This is a genomic window from Pseudochrobactrum sp. Wa41.01b-1, from assembly GCF_019464455.1.
GTDB lineage: Bacteria > Pseudomonadota > Alphaproteobacteria > Rhizobiales > Rhizobiaceae > Pseudochrobactrum > Pseudochrobactrum saccharolyticum.
The window spans coordinates 3,205,010-3,229,554 of the sequence record NZ_CP080493.1 but is presented as its reverse complement, the minus strand read 5'-3'; the positions used below and the strand labels follow the sequence as shown (position 1 = coordinate 3,229,554).

The following is a 24,545-nucleotide window of genomic DNA, read 5'->3' as shown; positions in this document are numbered from 1 at the left end:
CCGAATTCTCGATTGGTCATATTATCGCGGTCGTTGAATGAGACCATTTAACGACGGGTACACTAAAGTCTGTGGCTGCAGATGTGTTTTCCACACCCGCATTGCATTCACGATCTTGCATAAAAATCAGGGGGGAGTGACGGATCAAAAGCCGCCCCCATCAGGATAACCTCAAAACTGTGCCTGTGCTTTGGCTCATGCGCATGTCCGTAAGCGGCAAAAAACAGCGCATTTTGTCATAATAAACATTTCCGCAAACAGGCAATAAAACTGCAATATTTGCTGTCGTTTTCACGGTAACAAATATCGCATTCGGTCAGTTACGCCATGCGATCAGATCACTCTGTGCTGTGTAAAACTTCTATGCCTGTTTCCGGCTGCTCACGCCGGCTGCCCAGATTAACCAGCATATCATTACCGTCCTGCAAGAAGGCAGGTCCGACAATCCGTACAGCACGCTCAGACTTATCTTTTTCAACGACCGGAACAGAAACCGGCGCCATCACCGGCTTAACAGGCGCAATGTTTTTTTTCTTCGGTTTTGCGGAACCTGCCCGCACCTGCTCAATATAGGAAAAATACTTTGCCCAGTTACATTTCTGAAAATTCTCTGATGCCTGATAGGCATAAGCAGAACCCAGATTGACGTAAGATTCACGTTTATCAACGGATACCATATCTGCAGTCTCGGCAGCAGGATCGCTCAAAACATACAGATTGACGTCAGGTGTCTCGCAGATGAAACGGCACTGCGCCAATGTCTCTTTTATCTTGTCGCTTCGGGCATATTGCGAATGCGGTGCCGGAAAATAATATCCATCGGACAGGCGCACACAAAACAGTAAAGGTGTTCCCGAATACTGACCGCCAAACAAATTGGTATTTTTGGTAAGCTGGCTTTTGTTGCTCAGCCCGCTTGGTTTTGATGATGCAGCAGTGAGAGATGTTCCGCTGCATTTTGCCAAGGCTGCTGCACTTTTCTGCAACTGTTTTTGTATGTCACCACGTCGCTGAGCCAAATCACGGCAGGCGTTAAAAAAGCCGCCCTGAGCATTTTCAGCCGTACATTTCCGGCCGCGCTCCATATTTTTCAGGGCAGTCAGTTGACGTTTTAAAATGATATCGGCAGCGATCAGGGAATTATCAGAACATGTCGCAGCAAGAGCAGGAGAGATTGTGCCCGTTACAAGCAAGACAACCATGAGGAGCAATGTCTGGCGAAGCGTAACACAACGCGCCATAAGCGCAGGCATCACCGGAAAACCCAACCTCTTTGACACCCTCCACTTAACCACAGTCCCCTCCGCGTGTTTATGTAACGGCCGAATTGAGCAAAGAATTACAAAGCTTTACCGATGAATCATGTAGCAAATATTTCAACCCGGTTACGACCATTATTTTTAGCTATGTACAGGCTGATATCTGCTTTTTTGGTCATATCGGAAAAAGAGGTTACGTCTGCGGCTGCCTGACAGACCCCCGCACTGATTGTCAGGCGCACAATGCCATCGCTATGCTCGAATGCATCATTTTCGGCAGTCTTGCGAACACGCTCGGCAAACTCATAGGCTTCATTCATTGTCGTATCGGGGAGAATAACCGCAAATTCCTCGCCGCCTATACGGGCAATAAAATCCTTCTTCCGGAAAATCGTCATCAGGATATTGGCAAAACGCTGCAAGGCAATATCACCGGCGGCATGACCGAACTGATCGTTAATGCGCTTAAAATGATCAATATCCAGCAAAATCAAAGCAAGCGAACCATCCGCAGGATCGCGCTCTGCTAAGGTCAGTTCAAAGGCTCTGCGATTATACAGACCCGTCAGCGGATCAAGCAGAGCCATTTGTTTTAACTCAGAAATCCCCCGCTCATAGGCCATTGATATAGCAAAAGCGCCGCTTGCAACAATATGAATGGACATAACGAGCAAAATGACCGCCAGAAGCCCGTCATTCGGCAGTAGTTTCATATTTGCCGGGCTAGTCACCCAGCCCTGTATCACACGGGCAACAAATGCCGCGGCAACAAGACTATAGGCAATAGCCAACCCCCAACGGGACGGCAGAGTCTCACCATTTGGGCGCAGCAATTCGCGGAGAACCAAGATAATTTCAACCAAAAATATGAGATTAACAAAGCCAAAAATAAACCCGTTCGTCAGATAGGAAGAGAACAGATACGGGAGCAGCACAATCAGTATGATTAAGAAATTAATCTCAATATAGTTTTTGCGATAGAAAAAGCTGCGTATAGCCTGCCAGCGCAGCGCTATCCCCGTCGCTAAAACCACATTAACGAGAATCAACTGCAGCATCTGCGAGCGATCAATCACAACAAAGATAATGAAGCCGACGGATAAAACTGCATTCGCGGCAACCCAATATAGCCAATAGGTTCTGTCCCGCTGCTTCAGCCAAATACAAAAAAATGCAATCGCAAACGCTGCCAGAGAAATAGCGTTTACTGTAAATAGTGAATTTGGCTCAATATCTGCCATGTATTGAATGAGCATCGACAATCAAATCCCTCACGTCGATAAACAAAATACTCCCGGAATGCACTGTATCTCTGACTTCTGCCCGTTAGGGAGACGAAGTCAGTATGCGGTTCGGCAAGCCGAACATATTCATAAAGTGTGCAGCCGTTTTAGCAGGCATCACATATTCCATAGCATTATGTAAAAATATCCCGCTATCACTTTTTTATGCAAAAAGCGACATTTTGAATGAAAGATAAAAGAATAAGATTGTTTCAGTGCTGCTTAATATTCTTAAATTCAAACAAAACAAGCAAGCTGAGTTAAATATATCGTGAGAACAATTTGAGTTTACTCCACCTGTTTACTACACATAGCGAGATCAAAAATCACCGGCATAACAAATTAAACAGTCGGAACATAATGCGAGAAATTGGCTGGGGCGCCTGGACATTAATCCAATTTATTTTAAGCCTTTGAAATCCTACAAGCTATTGCTATCACAGTGTTTTTCTGAATACAACTGTTAAGGAGCACTGTTAAGGTTTTGTGTTAAGGAATAATAAAATGGCGCGAATTTCATACCTGCAAAGACGCGGTGCGGTCTATTACGCATTGATGGATATTCCGTCTGATTTGGTTGACCACTACAAAACAAAACAGCGCTGGAAGTCTCTCAAAACAAAAGATTTAGAAGAAGCTAAAAAAGAGCTTAATCCGGTTATTGATTTATGGCGTGCTGAATTTGAAGACGTGCGCTCTCGTCGCGAAATGACAACAGATGATAAAGCTGAAGCCGTCTGGCAACATTACTCCGACACCTTGGAGCGCGATGAACAGAAACGTATATCTGCACCAACTGAGGCTGATATTAACGCACTTATTCAGAGCACCGCCAAAGAGATTTATCGTAACAAAGTGGATATACAGAACCCTTTAGCATTATTTAATGCCAGCATTGAAATAGAGGCAATGAAAGGCCAAGCAGGGTTTGACACACTCCGTCGGCGCACAAAATTAAATGAATTGAAGAAACATTTAACTAAAAATGAAACGGCTTTGGTTGACCATGAGGTCAACGATTTTATCAGTCGTAACAAGCTGATTGTAAATAAAGGCTCACCAGAGTGGATGGATTTAGCCCGCAAACTTATGCGCGCAGAAATTGAAGCGCTAGAGCGCACTCTTGAGCGCGACAGCGGCGACTACTCCGGTTCACCTAAAGACCCTATCGTTAAACCTGTGACGGGAACAGCACGGCAACAAACCGTCAAAGGTGAAACCATATTAGAGCTGTTTGAAATTTACGCAGCAGAGAACCCTAGAAATATCTCGTCTGACACTCTTAATCAGGCTCGGCGGGATATAGGAACTTTTGTTGATTATGTTGGCAGCAACTGCCCTGTCAGCAGAATGGATAAAAAAGCTGTACGCGAATGGAAAGCCCTGCTTATGCGCTATCCAGTTAAGGCCAGCGAGACCAAGGCGTTTTCAGGTATGAAAATCGCTCAAATTGTGAAGTACAATGAAAAGGTTGGGAAGCCCGTTTTAACGCCTCGCACCGTGAACCGCTATCTTTCTAATTTGGGTGCATTTTGTAATTGGCTTGTTAATCACGGCTATATTGACCAGAACCCAACTGACGGTATGTCCCTATCTAAAGAGAAGAAAATTAGCACACTTCCCTTTACTGTCGAACAATTGAATACGCTGTTCAAGTCACCGCTTTTTGTAGGGTGTCGGTACACTTGAGCGCGTCGTGAATGGCCGGAATATTCGCCATACCGGACACCCGATTTTGCGACACCATTTTGACAGCGTTGTCGCCAGTCGCTCCGACATGGGATTAGTACGGATGCATAAGGGGCAGAAGACAGACCGAATTGACGGTGCAGTTGCCGCGGCAATGGCTGTTTCCAGAGCCGCAGCCGGTGAAAGTTTCGATAGTTTTTTAGACAGTGATAAATTTCAGGATATGAATTTTTATGAGTGATGCAGATGGACAGCGCCTTGTTGTAACGCTTGAGGCGCGAATTAATAAATATGAACGTGACCTCGCCAAAGCGCAGGGTGCGACAAACAATAATTTCCGCAAGATGGAACGCCGTACAAAGCAATCCGCTGAGCAAATGGAAAAACACCTCGGTAAAACCACAGACGGCATTGCTGCAAAGCTCTCCGGTATGTTTGCACCCTTCCTTGCCGGTGGTGCGGTTGTGGCGGCAGCATCCTTTGCAGGCCAGTTTGCAAAATCCATCGCAGAAATAAGTTATGAAGCTGAGAAAGCCCGTGTTTCAACACAGGTATGGCAGCAGTGGACTTATGCAGCGAAAGCAACCGGTGCCAGTATAGACGGCGTTACAGACGCACTCAAAGAACTGAATATTCGCGGCGATGAATTTGTAATTACCGGCAAGGGCGGCGCGGCAGAAGCCTTTGAGCGTCTCGGATATAGCGCGGCAGATGTTGCAGAGCGTCTAAAAGACCCGTCTCGTTTCATGGATGAAATTATTGGCAAACTCCAAAAAATGGATAAGGCCGCGCAGGCTCGAAACATGGATGAACTGTTTGGCGGCACCGGCGCAGAGGAAATGTCGAAAATGCTTGGCCTTTCCGTCGATCAAATCCAAAAGCTCCGCAGCGAAGCCGCTTTATTTACACAAGAGCAAATTGATGCCGCCAAGCAAGTTGACGCTGAGTTTGAGACAATGTGGCGTAATGCTGAGGTCAATGCGAAAAAGGCCGCGCTCGAAACCATTAAATATGCGCAGAAAATTGGCAAGGTCGTAAATAAGTATGCTTACACAGAGTCCCCTAATGGCGTGAACTGGTTTGGCTTGCCGAATGAATCTAATGAGGAAAAATTAAACGGCCTATTGGCGAAACGTGCTGATCTTATGAAAAGCATTTCAGAACTTCGCAGCAAGGTTGATTTTGATAAGGACTTTGATGGCTTAGCGCTATCAAGATTTGAGGATGATCTTGAAGCCGTAGACAATAAGATTGCCGAATTGACTCCACACAGTCGGGAATTTTCTGCCGCGCTCAAAGAGCTTTCAACCGCCACCTTATCGCTATCCAATGGTTTCAATAGCAGCGTCTCAGCGTCCGCAAATTTCAAAGCCTCGCTCAATGAATTGAAAAACCTCGTGCCTGAGCTAAAGAAAGAGCTTGATGAACTTGCATCAATTGAAAATATCGACAAGGTATTTCAACAGACTGTAAGAAATGCCAAAACACCGGTAGAGATTGAAGAAGCGAACCGCCTTAGAAATAGAGCACTCACAAACGCGAAATTCGGCCAGCATAAAAATTTGTTAGACCTTATTGGTGCGGCGGAAGGCACCGACAAAGGGCGCGGTTACAATGAAACGCTGGCATATGGGAAGTTTACCGGTGGCAATCGCAACCTCACCGGCATGTCTCTCAATGAAATTATGGCGCTACAAGGTCAGATGCTTGCGCACCCTGACAATAAATTCAACTCTTCTGCATTAGGTCGCTTTCAAATCACGCGCCAAACTTTGCAGGACTTCATGCCGCGCCTTGGTTTACAGGGCGACCATATGTTTGATGAAGCGACACAGACGGCAATCGCGCAGGCTATTATTAAATCAACCGCTGGCGATGTTGAAAAGCTTCGTGGCAGGTGGGAAGGTTTGAAAGGTGTTGATGCTGATACAATCCGCGCAACCTATAACGGCACGCAACATATACCTGACAAAATCGCCCCTTCGGAAAGCCAGCAGAAAGCAATCGATCTAGCCAAACAGCAAGATGATGCACGCAAAGGCTTGAATCAGTCTATTAGTGAAGGTTTGGCACTGGCACAGAAAGAGGCTCAAATTTCCGGCCTATCGGCCAGCCAGCAGCGAATTGAACTTGAGCTTTTCCGTGCACAGCAAGAACTTGAGCGACAGGGAATAACACTATCCAGCCAAGAACTTTCAGCGTTACGGCAGAAAATCACACTAACCGAACAGCTAAAGCAAGGCCAGATTACAGCCGCAGAGCAAGCGGAAGGTCTGGCAGATGCACAGTTGTTTTTCGCACAGAGTTTTACCAGCAGCTTGTCCGGCCTTCTCACTGGCACGCAATCGCTCACCGGCGCACTGCAAAACATGGTCAATGCGCTACTAGATGCAACATTGCAGGCGATACTACTTGGACAAGGCCCACTAGGTAGTATTCTTGGCGGCGCAGGCGGTACTGGCATTCTCGGCGCTATGTTTGGTTTTGCTGAGGGCGGCTATACCGGTCACGGTGGAAAATATCAGCCGGCAGGCGTTGTGCATCGTGGCGAATATGTCATGTCAGCAGCAGCAACCCGCCGTCTTGGCGTTGGCAACCTTGAGAGCCTGCATAGATCAGCCAAGCGCGGGTATGCTGAGGGCGGTCTGGTTGGCGGCTTGGCCTTCCCTAACACTGATAAACCGCTCGCCGGTAATCAGGCCGTAACAACGAACGTAATCAGCCCTAACATTACCGTAAACGCTTCCGGCGGCACTCCTGACCAGAATAGCGATCTAGCAAAACAGATCAGCAAAGAAGTTGAAAAATCTATGGCTGGTATGGTGGCAAAAGAGCTTTCCAGACAGCAACGCCCGGGCAATATGATTGGCCGAAGGTGATAAACAAAGCCCCCGCTCAATAACCTTGAACGGGGGCTTTTGAACCACTCACCTAACATATTAAATTTACTATACTGCATCCGATACAGAACAGCAACAGAAAAGCGCCATAAATGCCCGCACAGAAGAATTGCAATCAATATGATTCAAATCATACATAAACCCTCAAAACACTCCCTGTGAGCAGTTATGTTGATTTATATGTACATATGAGATTGAAAACTCATTTTAATTGCAGTACGCTAAAAATGGCACCCTTTCCGGCACCATAGCCAAATAGCCACTAGCAAATAGCCACTAGCAAAACAGACATTTTTGAGAGCGTGACAGCCTCAACCCCAAACAACAAAAAACCGCGCTCATGGAATAAACGCGGCTTTCTATATTTTACTACTCTCAAGAGAAATATTATGTTATACCATAACAACAGTCAAGCCACATCAGGCGATTTTAGCCAATTTATTGATGATTTTTGCGCAGATATTAGCGCTCAAAACTTCCGCGATGCTGAGAGTAAGGTTTTGGTTCTAAAATTGGATTTATCCATTGCGAACCGGCAGACCGATGAACAGTGGAGATTACTGGAAGTTGCTTGCGGAAAAATTCTAGATACTGGCAAGGCGAAGCCAAACGCAACAGGATGGGCGACAGCAGATTTTCGCTCTATCCTGTATAAATTTACCAATGACGGCCAGCCGAAAACCGGCGTTCACTTGAGTGAAAGCACAGGTGTTCGACTACAGGTTAGTACGCCAGAAAACACCGGATGCAGCCAGAATATCCCAGACAAAAAAAGTAACAACACTAATAACGAAAATGGTCAAAAAAGCCTTATTTCTTCGGTGCCACAACCGGATTACGATAATGTCTCATATCTGCATAAATATACCCCCTCACATACCCCTACAGATCATACTAACAATCATACAACAAACACCAAGAAGAGTAAGACAAGTAAGGGGAAAATCGGGGCGCGAAAATTGGTGCCGCATGGCACAGGATCGATAATTGACTTGGCGAGCGTGCGCACAAAGTGCGCAATTGATCGCACAGGATATTTTGATCGATCAGCGCCAGCAGGCATAAGCAGACCTGAACAATATCAGAAACACGTAGACAATCTTGCAGACCCGTTTCTTACACCCCGTTACCGCGACCTTACAGAAGAACAAAAATTTGCGCAGGGCTGCATTCTTGCTGCGAACAATAACGGTCTGTTTTTCCGCATTTCTTTTTCTGACAAGCTCGCGGTTATGTTTAGAAACCCTGCATGTAACGCTGCAAGTTTTGTGACTGACAAACTCAATAGAGCGTTGAAATTACGCTTCGGCCAGAACGTGGCTTTTGCTTTCAAGTTTGAACACTCACGCGACAAGAAATCAGTCAAGCCTATGCACCTGCATGGCGTAATGCTGATTGCTCACGACAGCATGACTGACGAACAGACCACAGAATTGAAGCGCCTTATGTGCAACGTTGGCGGCGTTTCACTCAAAAATGACGGCGCACATATTCGCGATATTTATGATGGACTTGGAGTTTACGGCTACCTAAAAAAAGCTGAGAACCGTACCAAGCTGTATATAGCTTCCGGTGATCTAACTGGAGCCAACCAGCTTATGGTGAAATTTCAAACCAAGATGCATGCGGAAAATCGCTATTACGGGCGGTCAAACGACAATTCCAAACTCATGATTGCGGCCTAATCTGTTACATATCACTGGAAAGACTCATACTTACACACCTGAGTCCTTCCAGCCATCCGGCGCACTCTCGACATATCCGCGCACAACGGCGCCACACGGCCTTGCATGGCGATTTTAACCGCCATTTAAAAGCCAGCCCCTCTCCGCAGCTTCATACTAGAGGCTGGCAGATTTTTTGCGCCCTCACCTCAAGCTTCCGGCAATCAATATCAAGCTTATTAACAGCCACGTAAAAATATTTTAAAGCAACTACAGCCACGTAAAGCCACATATTACGCGGTTTTTAAGTACAAAAATATATAAACGTTTATTTACAAACATCACTACTACATTGATTCTGTTAAATATTATGTTGATACGTGATTCTTGATGGTTTATATTTCCTTAAGAAATCACATACCGAATAAAACAAGGCATACAGCAATGAGCAACACGCATAATCAGATTTCAATCCTTCCAATGGACGGCGTTAATGTTGTTCCGGTTGAGAGTCTGATTGATTTTCTTGAGAGCGCTAAACAAGCTTTCTTTGCGAACCCGACGCAAACACCAATGAATGACATTCTGATTGGCCTCGCCAATCACCTCGGCATAGTGCCTGACATGGCTCTCGATGATGCGCCGGACATGGAGCCGGAAATCAAAAGTCGCTGGCATGAGGCAATGAACACCCCGAATTATTTAACGATTGAATTAATGAATTGAGATTTTGAAATGAACAGCATTGAAGTCCGCGACCGCATTATTGAGGCATACAGAAACCGCTCTGGCATTGATCGGCTTAAGAAGAACATTGTCAGCTTGGTAGCACTGACCGTTCGCGGCAGTCCTGACCTTAAGCGCACCCTTGAGCAGATGCAGCGTGACAACTTCAATCAGGCGGCTACAGGTTTTTGCAACAAATAAGACCACGCATTCTACCCGTAGCAACCTATTACACTAGTAACTATTCGCCAGAATTTGCTAGCGAATAGTTACAATGAGGTTAGTTTATAGCTTTTATTTAAAACACTCCCATCGATCTTTTGAATCGATTGTTGTTGCAATACTGATTCCTTGATTAAACCAAGATTGAAGTACTTCATCAAAATATGAACGGTTAGCTTTAGATCCTGCAATACGAGCCAACTCTCGCCCAGCCCTCGTTAAACCCACATTGCCTCGTTCAAGTTTATTCCCGTTTTCAGATTGAAAACTCATTAATACTGGTCGACCATAATATAAAAGATTAATGTACTTTCCGGTAAGATGGTATGCATATCCACCAATAGGCTCAAAAGATATGAGGCCTAAACTTTGAAGATGTACTAAATCCGAAAACATAACATCTAAATTACCGTTTGGCTTCACCGCATCTACTTTAACAATTGCTTCCAATTCACCTACCTGCCAAACATAAGAGCATAATTGGGTAAATAATTGAGCATCCTTTCTGTCCAACCCTGCCATAACCTCTACAGTTTTTCTTGCGCAGGAGTTTGGTTCGTTTGCTTCTTGAGCTAGCAACTTAGACCACAAGCTTTGCATTTCTTCGTCAGAAACTATTTTTGCTTTTTCAAAAAAATGAAAGAGCCAATCATTAGATAGTTCTTCAGGTTTTGCATCATCGTTTAAAGCACTCGCCGCGCCCTCAGTAATTTTCTCAATATTTTCTTGCTTAATCGCTTCTTCACGTACCATTCGCTGTAAGGCGCGTTGCTGCAATTCAGAAATCTCTATCTTAGCAAGAGCGGCAATCTTTTCCGCCTCAGCTTCAGCTCTTGCAACTCTTTTAGTTTGCCAAGGCTTGGCAATACCACCGACAGCATCGGAGACTTTTTCGATTAAAACAACAGCAGGTTTAGCAAGGCCACCGAAATTAACTAGATTATTCCCGCCCGTCATTCGCCCGTTCCTTAAGTCAAGTGAGTATTGATTCCTATAAGAGAGTAAGTGCATTCAAAAAAAATGCAGCAACAAGAATTGGTATTATGCAAAAGCCTACCATTATCCACAGGCTGTTAAGGTCTGATGCTATGGAGAACTGTTAAGGAGTACTGCTAAGGCGGCTTCTTAAGTTATTGATTGTATTGATAAAATAGGAATGGCTGGGGCGCCTGGATTCGAACCAGGGGATGGCGGTACCAAAAACCGCTGCCTTACCGCTTGGCTACGCCCCAATACAAATCACGGAGAGATTCCGTGGCGGTTGATCCGGCTTATAGCCGCAAGAAATCCATTGTGCAATGCATTGAAATCAGATTTTTACATTTTAAAACAAAGCAAACCCGTCCAACTTCAAAAAAGTGTTTTACGTTTTCAGCTTCGCAAGTTCTCCGCTCTCCAACATGCTGGAAAAGCAGCTCATAAACGCGTAAAGACAACAGTAATTAAGTAAGTTTGACTGCGCTCCGATACAGTTTAAAGGGTTCAGACAATCTGTTTCAGATTAAATTATATCATATTCAACCGCTTGCCGGATTACCTTACACTTCAGGAGACAGCAGCTTGTCAGTTTATTGGTGGATTTTTCCTCTCTGCTTTATTTTCTCCACACTCCTGCTCCTGATTTTAAAAGACAAACTTCCTGCGAATTTTCTTGCTGCCGGCTTTAATCCGCGCTCCAACCATTCCGTCCCTGCCAGACAAATCGGCGGACTGGCCTGCATTCCGGTTTTCATATGTGCACTGATTATTTTTGGCCTATGGGAAATGATACCGGCACGGATGAGTATCAGCCTTGTCATTGCAGCTTCGTTAGTCTGGGTTACCGGCTATCTGGATGACCGAAAAGAACTGTCTGTACGCGCAAGACTTCCTTTGCAACTTCTGGCCGCAATTCTCGCTGTTTACAGTTTAGGTGCTGATTTCAGACTCTTGCCCGATCTCCTCCCCTATTGGCTTGAAATGCTGTTTTTGAGCATCGCCATCCTTGGAAGTATTAATGTCGCCAATTTTATGGACGGCCTGGATTGGCTGACTGTCACCGGCATTGGAATTCCACTATTACTGCTCGGAATTCTCTCAGCTATATTTCTTCAGGAGCCGGCAATTCCGGCGATTAGTCTGGCGATAAGTGGTGCTCTCGCAGGATTTGCAGTTTTTAACCGCCCGCCTGCCTCAATCTTTCTCGGTGATTCCGGTAGTCTGCCGCTTGGCCTGATTACCGGTGCAGTATTTCTGCTCTTTGCCGGACAAGCAGGTATTATTCCCGCTCTCATCCTGCCGCTTTATTATATTCTCGACGCTGGCAGCACGATTATCCTGCGTCTCCGCAAAGGTGAGAATATATTACAGGCACACTCTTCCCATGCCTATCAGATCGCCAAACGCTCGGGAAAATCCGTTTATTTTGTTACCGGCAGCCTTGCACTGCTCAATCTTATATTGGGCGCTATTACTGCAGCCACGCTGTGGTCAGGCACGTTTATCGGGCAATTATCCGGCCTGATAATCGCCCTGGCGCTAACAGCGCTGCTGATCCTTTATTTTCGCAAAAGGATTTAATTACTGGCGGATATAGTCAAACAACAGCGCTTTAGCACCTTCAGCATCGTTATCATCAAGAAGTTGCTGCATCTGCGGTAGGCGCTGCGGTATTTCTTCAGCTTTTGTGCCACGTTTTTCCGCACAAAGAATTTTTGGGTGACGGGTACGTAATGCTTTATCCGGATCATAAAACAGCTCCTCGTAAAGCTTCTCGCCCTCACGGATACCAGTCACCCGTATTGTGATATCCCCGTCAGGATTTTTAATATCGCGCACAGACAGTCCGGCCATCAGGATCATATTCTCAGCCAGATCTCTGATTTTCACCGGACTCCCCATTTCCAGCAAAGCCGTCTCACCACTTTTTATAACCGCACCGGACTGGATAATCAGTTCTGCAGCCTCGCGGATCGACATGAAGTAACGGGTCATATTTTCATCAGTCAGCGTTACAGGGCCTCCTGCAGCAATCTGCTCACGAAACAGCGGTACAACCGACCCGTTAGACCCCAGAACATTACCGAACCGAACGCTCGAAAATGACTGTGCCGAACCTTTCTGCTGCGCAAGATCTCCATAATGGCGGATAACAAATTCTGCCCATCTTTTGGTTGCCCCCATAACATTAGTCGGGCGAACAGCTTTATCGGATGAAATCAAAATAAAACGCTCTACACCGGTCTTCAGCGCAGCATCGGCAACAGCCTTTGTGCCCATAACATTATTACGAATGCCTTCAAGCGGGTTCACCTCAACCAAAGGCACATGCTTATAGGCAGCACAATGATAAATCGTATCAACCCCGTGAGAGTGAATAACATTCTCCAGCAATTCCTGCTGGGTTACAGACCCCAATACCGGAACAATTTCACAATTCGCGACAGATTTCAGTTTGCGCTCCAGCTGATAGAGCGCAAATTCCCCGACCTCAAACAAAACCAGTTTGCGCGGTTTCCAGTTGACAATTGTACGGCACAATTCGCTGCCGATAGAACCACCGGCACCTGTTACCATGATTGAGTGCCCCTCAATCATCGACTGCAGCATTGCCTCATCCGGCGGCACCGGCGAACGCCCCAGCAGGTCATCAATTTCAATATTACGCAGCGCACCAACCAGATATTTTCCCCGCGACAGATCTGCAATCGGCGGCAGAATACTGGTACGGATTTTCAGGCGCCCTAAAATACTGGCATAGGCTTTCCGCTCTGTCTCTCCCATCGACGGATCAGAGATTACGACCTGACAAACACCGTAATTTTTAACCAGATCATCGATAGATGTCGGTGCATAAACACGGGTTCCGGCAATATCCATACCGAGCAACGACGGATCACGATCAATAAAACCGGCCACATAAGTATCGCGATGCACACGCAATGCCGCTGCCAGTTGCTGCGCAGCCTCACCGGTACCGATAATCAATGCCACTTCCCGGGATACAGGGCCGGTACTATCCCGCAAAATCCATTTGGCGCCGAAACGGGAAATGGAAACCAAAATTGTAATTACCAGCCAATAGATCAGCGGAACAGAACGCGGAACACCGGTTCCGCCGGTCATTTCAGTCAAAAATGCGATAGCAACCCATAGCAAAGCCGCAACAGCGGTTGCCTGAAAGATAGACCAGATTGCCTTTTCCGGCAGATAGCGAATAACAGAACGATAAAGACCGTAGCGAATAAAAACCGGCACAGCGACCAGCGGCGCCGCCAGCATCAGCAATATTTGCTTGGTATTTGGCACGAACAGAAAGCCATAACGCAGAACATAAGCAACATAGACGCCAAGCAACAACAAGGTAATATCCACGCCAAGCGTGATAAGTTGCTTTATAGATCGCGGGAGTCCCGCAATCCGCCTTGAAACATCTGCCGTTTTCATGCGGTTAATCTCTCACCTTATTCTTCAGCAAAATTTGCATCCTACTTCCACAATCATAATCAGGCAAAAGAATAACTTGACAAATTTGTTCAAGTATTAAATTTAAATAAAATAGCTTACTCATACTGACTAACAAAATACTTATATCAAAACCAGCAAATCTATCTCTATTCACAGGAATTGCGAACAAAAGTGCCTATGCGATGGATGCATTAAAAAATTACTGCTTCTCATAGTTTTTTTCAACGTGAACCATAGACCACTGCCTTACCAATCAAGCTTTCTCAGGTTCCGTAAGAGAAATTTATCCGGCATTTATAATTCATCAGATTCGCTGCTGTTGCACGACATATCAATCTAAATCCCCCGATTGTTTTGAAAGGCCGTGCAACAAATTATCGCAACCTTAACAAGGTCATGGAGTGACAGGCTGATTATCGTCTACCCAAAGCCACTGCTGACCATCACTGAAGGCAAGCTTCCCGCTCTGACCTATCCTGATAAAAATAACAGCACCTGCACCGCTCTGCGCAGCATTCGGCAAAGCACCACTCTCATAATTTCCGGTGCGAATTGGCCCCTCAACATGCAACGGTGCTGTTGGCCAGACCGAGCCGATAGCTATATTACCGCTAGCACGATCAATCCGCAGTGCCTGTCGCCACTGCCCGCTATCATCTGCAACTTTAATGCTGAAGTTATTTTCACCGGCGATTCCCATTTCAGCATAGCCGGTCCAGCTACTCTGAAATAACAGGGATGCAGTATTCTCACTCAGGTTTTTATTGATTTTCAACTGATGCCCTGCCCCGCTATGGGTCAGCAGAACGGCGTCAGAGGCTACAGCCAAGCGGTTATAGGTATCAGCCTCCGTATTTACTCCAACCATCGGCTGCGGGTTCAGCAGTGCCTGCCATTGACTGCCATTAAATATGAACAGCGCATTTTCATCAGCAATGTGCATGATCCAGCCGCGCAAAGGCGTGAAGAAGAACCATTCCCCATCCATAAAAGCTGCAAGATTGCCATCCTGCCCGCTCCATAAATCCGCGGCTCCCACAGGCACCAGATAACGATCACCCTCCTGCGCCGTAACGGGTGGCGAAGAATATTGACGGCTTAAAACATACAGATGCAGAAGTGCATCGAGATAACGCAGTGCTTCATTATGCGTGACGTGTTTCTGCGCCTGCCTGGGCAGAATATAAGGCATTTTCAGATTAGGGGTCGTTTCCATATCTTGCTTTTCCCGTTGTTCATGAACGGGAAAAGTCTACGGAAAGAATAAAGAGCGGGGATAGATTTGCCCGTCGTGCCTTTAGCTGCCACGATAAGTGGAATAAGCCCACGGGCTGACCAGAAGCGGCACATGATAATTTGCGCTCTCATCGGCAATAGAAAACCGGATCGGAATCAGATCAAGAAATGGCGGCTTCGCCTGATCCGCACCTTGCGATTCAAAATATTCGGCCACGTGAAACTGAATTTCATAAGTGCCGATACGCATTTCCGCTTCATTGAGCAGAAGCTCATCAGTGCGGCCATCAAGATTGGTTGCAGTCCGCTTAACCAGCTCCAGCTCACCACTGCCCTTCACCCGATAAAGCTCAAGACGCATTGCGGCAGCCGGTTTGCCATGAGCAGTATCAAGAACATGGGTTGAGAGTTTTGCCATAACCATACCTTTTCTGCTGCATGTAATCTATGATGTGAGCATATCCCCCAGCCGCAGTTCTGCGATACGCGCAATCTGCCGCAGTGCCTCAGAAATTTCCTGCTCCGGTGTATTTTTCAGACGCACTTCAAAACTGGCAAGGATGGAATGTTTGTCATGTCCTTTACCGTCGAAACCACGCACTGCGAGAATAAAGGGAAAGTCAAAACGCTGTTTATAAGCATCATTCAGCTGGTGAAAGCGCTCATATTCCGCGTCATCCAGCCGGTCGAGCCCTGCCCCCTTCTGCTCACTTGTAGAAACATCGGTGAGATGACCTGCACGCGCAGCTTTGCCTGCCAGATCAGGATGCGCACGGATCAGCGCCAGTTGTTTGGTCACACCTGCCTTTTCAACTGCCTGCACCATTGCCTGATGCAAAGCAGAAACAGAAGCGAACGGCCTGTCTCCGGCCACGGCTTCTGCCACCCAAGGAGAATGCTCGAAAATACCGCCCAGAACAGAGACAAACTCCGTTTCAGACAGCGAATTTGAATCCTGCAAATTCATCTCAACCCTGCTTGTTATTTCCACTCTGGCGCTGACGCAATTTGATGATCGATTTCAGCACGGTCTCCGGTGTGGCCGGTGCATCCAGTTCCGGCGAGAACTGATGGTCCGTAATCGAAGCAATGGCATCGCGGATTGCCAGCCAGACGGAGATCCCCAGCATTAACGGTGGCTCGCCAATCGCCTTAGAGCGGAACACTGTTTCCTCACGGTTCGGTGCGTTTTCCAAAATCCGCACATTGAAGATTTCCGGCACATCGCGCGAGCCCGGAATTTTATAGGTCGAAGGGCCTGCTGTGCGTAACCGTCCGGCCTTGTCCCACCATAACTCCTCGCAAGTGACCCAGCCCATGCCCTGCACAAAAGCGCCTTCAATCTGGCCGAGATCAATCGCCGGATTAAGTGGAAAGCCGACATCCTGCAAAATATCCGCCCGCAGGCAGCGTGTTTCACCGGTCAGCGTATCCACCGCCACTTCGGCAACTGCTGCACCATAGGTGAAATAGAAGAACGGGCGGCCGCGCATTGTCTTGCCGTCCCAATGGATTTTCGGTGTCGCATAATGGGCAGCTTCCGAAAGCTGCACACGTTTTGACCATGTCAGCTTGGCAAGTTCGCCAAAGGACATGGATTCATTACCTGCATAGACACGATTACCACGGAAGATGATCTCGCTCTCTTCTGTGTTGTAATGCTCTGCAGCAACCTTGGTCATGCGGCTTTTGATTGCCGTTGCTGCTTTAAAGGCTGCCATACCGTTGAGATCAGAACCGGTCGAAGCAGCGGTCGCAGAGGTGTTCGGTACTTTGCCGGTCGCTGTCGCCGAGATACGCACCATGTCCAGATCAATCTGGAACACTTCAGCCACCACCTGTGCGACTTTGACAAACAGCCCCTGCCCCATCTCCGTACCACCATGGTTCAGAAACACCGAACCATCCTGATAAACATGCACCAGAGCACCAGCCTGATTGAGCGCTGTAAGATTGAACGAGATACCAAACTTCACCGGCATCATCGCCAATCCGCGACGGATCAGCGGATTACCCGCATTATAGGCATCAATTTCCGCACGCCGTTTTTGCCATTCACTGCTGCTCAGCAGCGCTTCTGTGACCTGTACCAGCCGGTTGTCTTCAACCTTCTGGCCATAGGGCGTTTCATCCCCCGTCTCGTCGCCGTAATAGTTGATGGCACGCAGTTGATTGGGATCAAGTTTCAGCTCACGGGCAATCGTATCGACGATTGTTTCAATCGCGATAATCCCCTGCGGCCCGCCAAATCCGCGAAATGCCGTATTAGACACGGTATTGGTTTTGCAGGCATGACCAATGAAATGCGCATTTTCGATAAAATAGGAATTATCGGCATGGGTCAGCGCACGGGCAATCACCGGCCCTGTGAGATCCGGCAGGTTTCCGGCGCGAGCTAGAAACTCGATATCCAACCCTTTAATACGTCCACGGCTGTCTGTACCCGCCTGCCAATGCACTACAAAATCATGACGCTTGCCGGTCGCAATCATATCATCGCGGCGCTTGAGGCGCATTTTGCACGGGCGTCCGGTTTTAGCTGCAACCAGCGCGGCGGCACAGGCTATAATCGTTGCCTGACTTTCCTTACCACCGAAGCCACCACCCATGCGCCGCACCTGACATTCCACCGCATGGGCATGAAGCCCCAGCACATGTGCCACATGATGCTGCACTTCGCTCGGATGCTGCGTTGATGAATGCACCAGCATATCGCCGTTCTCATGCGGCCAGTTTTCACCGGGAATAGCGTAGGCAATATGAGTTTCGAGGTAGAAATGATCCTGCCCGCCCATTGAAAGACGGCCGGAAAACTTATGTTTCGCATTAGCAATGCCGGTTTTGGCATCGCCCTGTTGCACCACCTGTTGTGGGATCACATAGCTCCTTTGCCGGTGCGCTTCTTCCACATCCAGCACCGGCTGCAGTTCCTCAATATCTAGCTTCACCAGCTTGGCAGCCTTATAAGCGGCTTCAAAACTAGTGGCAGCAATCACCGCAATTGCCCGCCCCTGATGATCAAGCAGCTCCTCAGCAAAGAGCGGTTCACCGGGGAGACCCGGCGAAACATCATTGATGCCCGGAATATCATGCACATCCCAGATACCGACCACACCGGCCTGCGCCAGAGCTTCACGGGCATCCATGCTTTTCAACCGACCATGGGCAACCGGCGATAATATAAAGGCGGCATGAAGCGTATCCGGCAATTCCGGCATATCATCAATATAAGTTGCGGCACCCGCCACATGGCGGCTCGCAGAATCATGCACGACACCATGACCGATAATGCTGCGCTCGACTTTTTCGATATTATCAGGCGTTGGAAAAGGCTGATTAAGTGCGATCATAGTGCCATTACCTCCACCACTTCACCGGCCAGATCATGGCGCAGACGCTCCACCAGATTTTGCGCCACCATCAACCGGTATTCGGCACTGCCGCGCCAGTCACTTAATGGACTAAGCTCTGTAGCAATAGCTTGCATACAGGCTGCGACTGCGGCCTCATCTAACGTCTTACCGATCAGCGCCTGTTCCGCACTTTTCACTCGTTTAGGGATCGCTGCCATACCGCCAAAGGCGATACGAGCATCTGTTATAATGCCGTTCTTCTGTGTTACGCGGAATGCACCGCAAACGGTGGAAATATCCTGGTCGTAACGTTTGGAGATTTTATAAACGCGGTAATCCTGTCCAGCAGTCAGCTTCGGAAGTGTGACAGAGACAATCACCTCATCATTGCGCAGTTCCGTCTTGCGGTAATCGAGAAAGAAATCTTCCAGCGGCAGTGTACGACTGCCATTTGAGCCAGCCAGTTCAATCCGTGCATCAAGACCGATCAGCGCTGGCGGTCCGTCCCCTATCGGGCTGGCCGTGCCGATATTGCCGCCAATCGTGCCCTGATTACGGATTTGTACAGAACCGAAACGGCGCAATAAAACAGTGAGTGACGGGTAATGATTGCCGATTGTTTTCAGCACCTCTGCCCATGTCACCGCAGCGCCAAACCGGAAAGATGCTTCATCCTCACGGATATCGCGCAATTCACCCACATGCGCCGTTGAAATAACCTCATTCCAGTCACTGTGATAATCGGCCAGCGCCACACCGAGATCAGTGCCACCCGCCAGCAGCAGGCTCTGCGGATATTGCGCACGTAATTCGAGCAGTTCTTTGAGTGTCTGCGGCTGATGATAGGTTGAGCCGCCATGGCTGAAACCTGTTTGCGGACGGATATCCTGCAAGGAACCGGAAAGCGGCTGTGCTACCGGTGCGCCGCCTTCCGCAATCACCTTGCGAGTAGCTTCAACAATCGGGCGATAGCCGGTGCAGCGGCAGAGATTGCCTGCCAGCGTGTCGTGGATCAGCTGATCATCGGCTTTGGTACCGTGACTTGCACAATCCGCAGCCAGTCCACTCAGCGACATCACAATACCGGGTGTACAAAAACCGCATTGCGATGAGCCGTTTTCGGCCATCGCCGCCTGCACGGGATGAAGTTGTGAAGTTTTCAGCCCCTCAACCGTAACCAATGCCTGACCGTCCAGCTGTCCCATTGTCAGGATACAGCTGTTAACAGCGCGGTAGCGAAATGCTCCGTCGGTATTGTTCGATTGTGGTTCACCCGCCGCAGTGTCAGCCTGCGCAATTGCGTCTTTATCTGTGCCGATTAAAACGGAGCACGCCCCGCAATCCCCCTCAGCACAGCCCTCCTTCGTTCCCTTGAGCCGCGCCTCCCCGCGCAACCATTCCAGAACCGTTGTATCTGGCCGGATCTGAACATCCTGCCGGTGACCATTCAGAAAGAAACGGATCATCTGTGTCATAAGACCAGATTGTTACGCCTCTGAAGGGTCGTCAAGATGTGGCGTGACAAATGCGGCAAATTAGCTTTGAGTTGCGTTTTAAAGCGACATTTCTGATCTGTATCATGCCGCTTTTAAACTATGTGAATTCGGAGCATCTGACCGGATGGTCAAATCTCCCTGTCAGAAATCGTAAAATTTTGCTGCGGGAAGTAATATTCTTCCAGATTATTGCCCGCACCGCCACGATCCACCACCAGAAAATCTGATGTCTCATCCAGCGCCAGCAGCGGATGATGCCAGACATTGCGGTGATAATTCACGCCCTGATTGCCTTTCGTCAAAAACGCCACCGGCGCATGCGGAACACCGTTATTATCTTCGGCAACAACCACCAGATAGTCACGCCCGTTCAGCGGCATAAAGGCTTGCGAGCCCAGCGGGTGGCGTTCAACCATCTTAATGGTCAGCGGCAACTGCCAAGGCTTACTGCGGAAGATATTCATCAAAACATGAGCGTCCTCACCGATAACATCGGCTTTCGCCAGCGCATGGTGACGCTCGGTAATGTCCCAGTTAATGAGTTTAACCTCGCCCAACCCTGTCTCGATAATATCCCCGAAAGGTGCAAAATTTTCCGGCGTCAAAGCCCGTACCGGCAAATTGATCAGTTCCATATTATTGCCCTGCCGGTTTGTGATTTTCATGCCAGTGACGGGCAATATCAATACGCTTGGCGACCCAGACTTTGTCATGCGACTGCACATAATCCAGAAAACGCTCCAGCGCCGCCGCACGACCCGGACGGCCGACAAGGCGGCAATGCAGACCGACAGACATCATCTTCGGCGCACCCTCCTCACCTTCGCGGTAAAGCACATCAAAAGTGTCTTTCAGATAATTGAAAAACTGGTCACCGGCATTAAAGCCCTGCGGCGTGGCAAAGCGCATATCATTGGTATCGAGCGTATAAGGCACGATCAGATGCGGCCCTTTTGGCCCTTCGATCCAGTAAGGCAGTTCATCGGCATAGGAATCGGCGGAATAGACAAAACCGCCTTCTTCCATCACCAGCCGCAGCGTATTGTCGGAAGGCTTGCCCTGATAGATACCGTAAGGGCGCTCACCTGTCAGTTCTGTATGCAGGCGCACCGCTTCCTGAATATGACAGCGTTCTTCCTCTTCCGTGAAATCTTTATATTCCAGCCAGCGCAAACCATGACTGGCGATTTCCCATCCTGCTTCTTTCATTGCAGCAACGGCTTCCGGATTACGCTCCATGGCTTTGGTCACACCATAGACAGTCACATCCATATTGCGCTTAGTGAACATGCGCCACAACCGCCAGAAACCGGCGCGCGCGCCATATTCGTAGATCGATTCCATATTCTGGTTACGCTGCTTCGGCCAGCTTTGTGCGCCGACAATCTCGGACAGCAGGCATTCAGAACCGGCATCACCATCGAGAACACAGCTCTCGCCGCCCTCTTCATAATTGACCACGAATTGTACGGCGATCTGCGCGCCGTTCGGCCAGCGCGGATCCGGCGTATGACGGCCATATCCGATAAATTCACGTTCACCACATTTTTGCATAATCTGTTCCCCAATTCTGTCCGCTCAAAATGATAAAACATCCGGCACTTTGTCAATGTCAAATTGTCGACAATTTTAACAATAATTGTCTATTATTATATATAGGGCGGATAAACGGGACAAGTCACTGAAAAGCCTTTATAGACACTCTGTTATTATTGTGATGCCTGCCGGAAAGTCTCTTTGATGTCTCTGAAATTTGATACGCAATTTGATCCGGCCTATGGTGAAGCAGTACAGATTGCACCGGATATTCTGCGCGTAACCGTCAATAATGCCAGCGCTTTTACCGGTTACGGCACCAACAGCTATATTATCGGCAAAACCCAACTCGGCATTATCGATCCGGGGCCGGAAGATGAAGCGCATTTTGCAACGCTGATGCACATTATTGCAGACAGGCCGGTCAGTCATATTTTCGTCAGCCACACCCATCGCGATCATTCACCGCTGACCGCAAGACTGAAAAGTGAAACCGGTGCAATCGTTGTTGCACAAGGCCCGCATCAATCCGCCCGCCCGTTATTTGACGGCGAGAGCAATGCGCTGGATGCCAGTGTGGACACCGATTTTGCGCCGGATATTTGCGCCAAAGACGGAGAGATTTTCACCAATCCTGACTGGGCATTAGAGGTGATCCATACTCCCGGCCATATGGCTAACCATGCCTGTTTCGCACTCAATGATCGCGGCATCTTATTTTCCGCCGATCATGTTATGGCATGGGCGACCACGATTGTCGCGCCGCCGGACGGCTCCATGCGCGCCTATATGCAATCTCTGGAAAAACTGCTCAAACGCAAAGACAGCCTCTATCTGCCGGGGCATGGCGCACCGATTGCCAAACCACATCGTTTTTTACGCGGGCTTCGCACCCATCGGAAAATGCGTGAACGGGCAGTGTTTGAGCGGGTGATGCAGGGCGATGAAACCATCGCGCAGATGGTCGCCGCGATTTATCGTGATACCGATCCGCGCCTGCATGGTGCAGCAGGACTTTCGGTTTTCGCCCATCTGGAAGATCTGGTCTCACGCGGATTAGTCAAAACAGACGGCGATCCGATGCCGGACAGTCTCTATCGGCCTGCCTGAGTTTACTCTTCAGGCGCATCCGGCACGGCATTGCGCATTTCCAGATCAAGCGCATTAAAAAACGTACCGATCAAACCGGCATTGAACCCCATATCATAGCGTCCGTAACGCGAGACAGAACGCATATCGACCGTGGTTTGCTCGGCCTCGTCCCTGAGCCGCACGACCACATCGCTGTGCAAACCCAGAATTAACGTCTTGGCAGTTGCCTCGACACTCACATCCATGTCTTCACCGGCAGCACCGGACGTAGCAGTTACAGCAAAGCCCTGCTCTTTCAGCACTTTAAGCACAGCTTTTAAGACGTGATCTTGCGCACTGTCATATTGCCTGCCGCTCACTTCCGGATAGGCAGAGATTTGCTGCAACATATCCGGCACCGCATCGGTGCCCAGACTGTTCTGCACAGTCAGATCACCCAGCCCGAGTTTTTGAAGCAGTTGCACGCGGAAATCAGGCTTATAATCCTGCAATAAATCCTGCTCATTGCTCATCACAGTATTGAACTGCACGGAGTTTTCGAGATCGGTGGAAACATCATGAATACGCGGTGTGCCGCTGATCTGCCCCAGCACAAGTGCAGGCGGGATCAATGTGACCAGAGCGATAAAGCAGGCACGCATGGCACGCCGCCCTCCGGCATCGCCGCTGCGCCATAAATTATAAAAAGATTTTGCTGAGAGCAACAAAGCCAGCAGAGCGAAAAACACGGCAAGTGTCACAATAAACACCAGATCCGGCTGTTGAATCAAACCGAAACGATGTGCTGTAACCGCAGCAATGAGCAATCCCAGGCCGGCTAAAGCGCAAGCCGGTGCATATTTCGCCGATCGCGAGGAACGACGTCTTACCTTGCGCCGGATGTAATAATTTTCAAGCATCACTTGCCGCACTGCCGGTTAGAGAGCGGTTCCGGTAAACACGGAATTGTAAAACCACTCTGTCTCTTTGTTTTACGCATCGAGGCGGGTAAAGAAATCAGTCCCGCGAAGGTGCTTCGCACAATATTCAGGCTCTGCCGAGCATAAACAATACGCGATCCGCATCGCTGCCCGCAAGAACTGTTCATTTCGTCAGGTAGCAAAAGAGGTAAAGATCTGTGATTAACGATAGATAAAAGAGAAATATTTTTATTTATCATGATATTATAACAAATCACTAAAATGAGATTGCATCAAATTCACAAACTGCCACAATCAGTTTGCGGATAAGAAGAATTATACAGCCGGAGACGCTCCCCCTATGAGGCAAACGCCCTCCTCCACCAACGAAAACCTGATAGCCGCGTCTGAGGAGAACGCGTCTTTAGAAGCAGTTGAAGTTGAATTTGCCCTCGGTGCTCAGGATGTTCTGACCGATGGCTTTGATCTGTCCTTGGCTAAAGCTGCTGAAATTGTCGGCGGTGAAGTCCTGTTTAATATGCCTGCGCTGGACACTACCAATGCACAACGTATCGGCGCCATTCTTGTGCCGTCCGCCGTGCAGGATCAGGTGGTTTTCGTCACTTTGCTGAATGACGGGATTACTCTGTCCCACGCACCGCTCTCAGGCAATAATGTGCTGTTTGAAAGCCTCGGACGCAATTACGCTGCCGTTATGGGCAAGCTAAAGAACAACCTCTGAAA

The 24,545-nt window shown here is 48.4% G+C and carries 21 protein-coding genes and 1 tRNA gene; 9 read left to right on the top strand and 13 right to left on the bottom strand.

The genetic code is table 11. The features are described from left to right. Positions 1–338 precede the first annotated feature (338 nt). Both K1X45_RS14720 and K1X45_RS14715 read right to left on the bottom strand, forming a co-directional pair. Positions 339–1,202, bottom strand: coding sequence for a DUF2865 domain-containing protein (locus tag K1X45_RS14720; protein ID WP_220159286.1), 864 nt, complete (start codon positions 1,200–1,202; stop codon positions 339–341). Between the two features lie 158 nt (positions 1,203–1,360). Next, positions 1,361–2,515, bottom strand: coding sequence for a GGDEF domain-containing protein (locus K1X45_RS14715; RefSeq protein WP_255561005.1), 1,155 nt, complete (start codon positions 2,513–2,515; stop codon positions 1,361–1,363). A 531-nt stretch (positions 2,516–3,046) separates the two neighbouring features. On the opposite strand from K1X45_RS14715, the gene K1X45_RS14710 reads away from it, so the two are divergent. The 6 genes from K1X45_RS14710 (at position 3,047) to K1X45_RS14685 (ending at position 9,722) form a co-directional block, all read left to right on the top strand. Next, positions 3,047–4,231, top strand: coding sequence for a DUF6538 domain-containing protein (locus K1X45_RS14710; RefSeq protein WP_220159284.1), 1,185 nt, complete (start codon positions 3,047–3,049; stop codon positions 4,229–4,231). A gap of 7 nt (positions 4,232–4,238) precedes the next feature. After that, positions 4,239–4,472: a terminase TerL endonuclease subunit gene (locus tag K1X45_RS14705; RefSeq protein WP_220159283.1), complete on the top strand. Its 234-nt coding sequence runs from the start codon at positions 4,239–4,241 to the stop codon at positions 4,470–4,472. After that, on the top strand, positions 4,465–7,110 hold the full coding sequence (locus K1X45_RS14700) for a hypothetical protein (RefSeq protein WP_220159282.1): 2,646 nt from the start codon (positions 4,465–4,467) through the stop codon (positions 7,108–7,110). Before K1X45_RS14705 ends, K1X45_RS14700 begins: the two co-directional genes overlap by 8 nt. A 410-nt stretch (positions 7,111–7,520) precedes the next feature. Then, positions 7,521–8,816, top strand: a complete 1,296-nt coding sequence (locus K1X45_RS14695; protein ID WP_220159281.1) for a hypothetical protein — start codon at positions 7,521–7,523, stop codon at positions 8,814–8,816. 369 nt (positions 8,817–9,185) lie between these two features. After that, positions 9,186–9,521, top strand: a complete 336-nt coding sequence (locus tag K1X45_RS14690; protein WP_220159280.1) for a hypothetical protein — start codon at positions 9,186–9,188, stop codon at positions 9,519–9,521. 9 nt (positions 9,522–9,530) lie between these two features. Then, positions 9,531–9,722, top strand: coding sequence for a hypothetical protein (locus K1X45_RS14685; RefSeq protein ID WP_220159279.1), 192 nt, complete (start codon positions 9,531–9,533; stop codon positions 9,720–9,722). Positions 9,723–9,815: 93 nt separating this feature from the next. On the opposite strand, the gene K1X45_RS14680 is transcribed toward K1X45_RS14685, so the two are convergent. Then, positions 9,816–10,700: a DUF2806 domain-containing protein gene (locus tag K1X45_RS14680; protein WP_220159278.1), complete on the bottom strand. Its 885-nt coding sequence runs from the start codon at positions 10,698–10,700 to the stop codon at positions 9,816–9,818. Positions 10,701–10,900: 200 nt separating this feature from the next. Next, positions 10,901–10,975, bottom strand: a tRNA-Gln gene (locus K1X45_RS14675). Between the two features lie 328 nt (positions 10,976–11,303). On the opposite strand from K1X45_RS14675, the gene K1X45_RS14670 reads away from it, so the two are divergent. After that, positions 11,304–12,302, top strand: coding sequence for a glycosyltransferase family 4 protein (locus K1X45_RS14670; RefSeq protein ID WP_220159277.1), 999 nt, complete (start codon positions 11,304–11,306; stop codon positions 12,300–12,302). Here K1X45_RS14670 and K1X45_RS14665 read toward each other — a convergent pair whose 3' ends face one another. From K1X45_RS14665 to puuE, 8 genes are all read right to left on the bottom strand, one after another. Beyond that, positions 12,303–14,168 (bottom strand): nucleoside-diphosphate sugar epimerase/dehydratase, encoded by a 1,866-nt coding sequence (locus K1X45_RS14665; protein WP_220159276.1) that lies wholly within the window; start codon positions 14,166–14,168, stop codon positions 12,303–12,305. It lies immediately after the preceding gene. Between the two features lie 415 nt (positions 14,169–14,583). After that, entirely contained in the window at positions 14,584–15,405 is an 822-nt protein-coding gene (locus K1X45_RS14660; RefSeq protein WP_220159275.1) for a DUF2793 domain-containing protein, read from the bottom strand. Positions 15,406–15,486: 81 nt separating this feature from the next. Continuing rightward, a complete protein-coding gene (gene uraH / locus K1X45_RS14655) occupies positions 15,487–15,843 on the bottom strand; it encodes a hydroxyisourate hydrolase (RefSeq protein ID WP_220159274.1) in 357 nt (118 codons plus the stop codon). Positions 15,844–15,870: 27 nt separating this feature from the next. Then, the gene (gene uraD / locus K1X45_RS14650; protein WP_220159273.1) at positions 15,871–16,392 is read right to left on the bottom strand and encodes a 2-oxo-4-hydroxy-4-carboxy-5-ureidoimidazoline decarboxylase; all 522 of its coding nucleotides are present in this window, start codon (positions 16,390–16,392) and stop codon (positions 15,871–15,873) included. 1 nt (position 16,393) lies between these two features. Continuing rightward, positions 16,394–18,775, bottom strand: coding sequence for a xanthine dehydrogenase molybdopterin binding subunit (xdhB, locus tag K1X45_RS14645; RefSeq protein WP_220159272.1), 2,382 nt, complete (start codon positions 18,773–18,775; stop codon positions 16,394–16,396). Beyond that, positions 18,772–20,253: a xanthine dehydrogenase small subunit gene (gene xdhA / locus K1X45_RS14640; RefSeq protein ID WP_220159271.1), complete on the bottom strand. Its 1,482-nt coding sequence runs from the start codon at positions 20,251–20,253 to the stop codon at positions 18,772–18,774. The genes xdhB and xdhA overlap by 4 nt, the downstream gene beginning before the upstream one ends. A gap of 149 nt (positions 20,254–20,402) precedes the next feature. Next, positions 20,403–20,909, bottom strand: coding sequence for an ureidoglycolate lyase (locus K1X45_RS14635; RefSeq protein ID WP_220159270.1), 507 nt, complete (start codon positions 20,907–20,909; stop codon positions 20,403–20,405). 1 nt (position 20,910) lies between these two features. Further along, complete coding sequence (gene puuE, locus K1X45_RS14630) at positions 20,911–21,828, bottom strand: allantoinase PuuE (RefSeq protein ID WP_220159269.1); 918 nt, start codon at positions 21,826–21,828, stop codon at positions 20,911–20,913. 186 nt (positions 21,829–22,014) lie between these two features. Between puuE and K1X45_RS14625 the strand changes: the two genes are divergently transcribed. Beyond that, positions 22,015–22,920, top strand: a complete 906-nt coding sequence (locus K1X45_RS14625; RefSeq protein WP_220159268.1) for an MBL fold metallo-hydrolase — start codon at positions 22,015–22,017, stop codon at positions 22,918–22,920. Positions 22,921–22,922: 2 nt separating this feature from the next. Here the strand turns inward: K1X45_RS14625 and K1X45_RS14620 are convergent, their stop codons facing one another. After that, positions 22,923–23,672: a DUF1499 domain-containing protein gene (locus K1X45_RS14620; RefSeq protein ID WP_220159267.1), complete on the bottom strand. Its 750-nt coding sequence runs from the start codon at positions 23,670–23,672 to the stop codon at positions 22,923–22,925. 490 nt (positions 23,673–24,162) lie between these two features. On the opposite strand from K1X45_RS14620, the gene K1X45_RS14615 reads away from it, so the two are divergent. Next, positions 24,163–24,543 carry a hypothetical protein gene (locus K1X45_RS14615; RefSeq protein ID WP_213597012.1) on the top strand — a complete coding sequence of 127 codons (381 nt, stop codon included), beginning with the start codon at positions 24,163–24,165 and terminating at the stop codon, positions 24,541–24,543. Positions 24,544–24,545: the final 2 nt, after the last annotated feature.

Excerpts from the sequence above, each read along its gene's own strand:
- K1X45_RS14720 (WP_220159286.1), bottom strand. The coding sequence starts at position 1,202 with ATGGTTGTCTTGCTTGTAACGGGCACAATCTCTCCTGCTCTTGCTGCG.
- K1X45_RS14715 (WP_255561005.1), bottom strand. The coding sequence starts at position 2,515 with ATGCTCATTCAATACATGGCAGATATTGAGCCAAATTCACTATTTACA.
- K1X45_RS14710 (WP_220159284.1), top strand. The coding sequence starts at position 3,047 with ATGGCGCGAATTTCATACCTGCAAAGACGCGGTGCGGTCTATTACGCA.
- K1X45_RS14700 (WP_220159282.1), top strand. The coding sequence starts at position 4,465 with ATGAGTGATGCAGATGGACAGCGCCTTGTTGTAACGCTTGAGGCGCGA.
- K1X45_RS14695 (WP_220159281.1), top strand. The coding sequence starts at position 7,521 with ATGTTATACCATAACAACAGTCAAGCCACATCAGGCGATTTTAGCCAA.
- K1X45_RS14690 (WP_220159280.1), top strand. The coding sequence starts at position 9,186 with ATGGTTTATATTTCCTTAAGAAATCACATACCGAATAAAACAAGGCAT.
- K1X45_RS14685 (WP_220159279.1), top strand. The coding sequence starts at position 9,531 with ATGAACAGCATTGAAGTCCGCGACCGCATTATTGAGGCATACAGAAAC.
- K1X45_RS14680 (WP_220159278.1), bottom strand. The coding sequence starts at position 10,700 with ATGACGGGCGGGAATAATCTAGTTAATTTCGGTGGCCTTGCTAAACCT.
- K1X45_RS14665 (WP_220159276.1), bottom strand. The coding sequence starts at position 14,168 with ATGAAAACGGCAGATGTTTCAAGGCGGATTGCGGGACTCCCGCGATCT.
- K1X45_RS14660 (WP_220159275.1), bottom strand. The coding sequence starts at position 15,405 with ATGGAAACGACCCCTAATCTGAAAATGCCTTATATTCTGCCCAGGCAG.
- uraH (WP_220159274.1), bottom strand. The coding sequence starts at position 15,843 with ATGGCAAAACTCTCAACCCATGTTCTTGATACTGCTCATGGCAAACCG.
- uraD (WP_220159273.1), bottom strand. The coding sequence starts at position 16,392 with ATGAATTTGCAGGATTCAAATTCGCTGTCTGAAACGGAGTTTGTCTCT.
- xdhB (WP_220159272.1), bottom strand. The coding sequence starts at position 18,775 with ATGATCGCACTTAATCAGCCTTTTCCAACGCCTGATAATATCGAAAAA.
- xdhA (WP_220159271.1), bottom strand. The coding sequence starts at position 20,253 with ATGACACAGATGATCCGTTTCTTTCTGAATGGTCACCGGCAGGATGTT.
- K1X45_RS14635 (WP_220159270.1), bottom strand. The coding sequence starts at position 20,909 with ATGGAACTGATCAATTTGCCGGTACGGGCTTTGACGCCGGAAAATTTT.
- puuE (WP_220159269.1), bottom strand. The coding sequence starts at position 21,828 with ATGCAAAAATGTGGTGAACGTGAATTTATCGGATATGGCCGTCATACG.
- K1X45_RS14625 (WP_220159268.1), top strand. The coding sequence starts at position 22,015 with ATGTCTCTGAAATTTGATACGCAATTTGATCCGGCCTATGGTGAAGCA.
- K1X45_RS14615 (WP_213597012.1), top strand. The coding sequence starts at position 24,163 with ATGAGGCAAACGCCCTCCTCCACCAACGAAAACCTGATAGCCGCGTCT.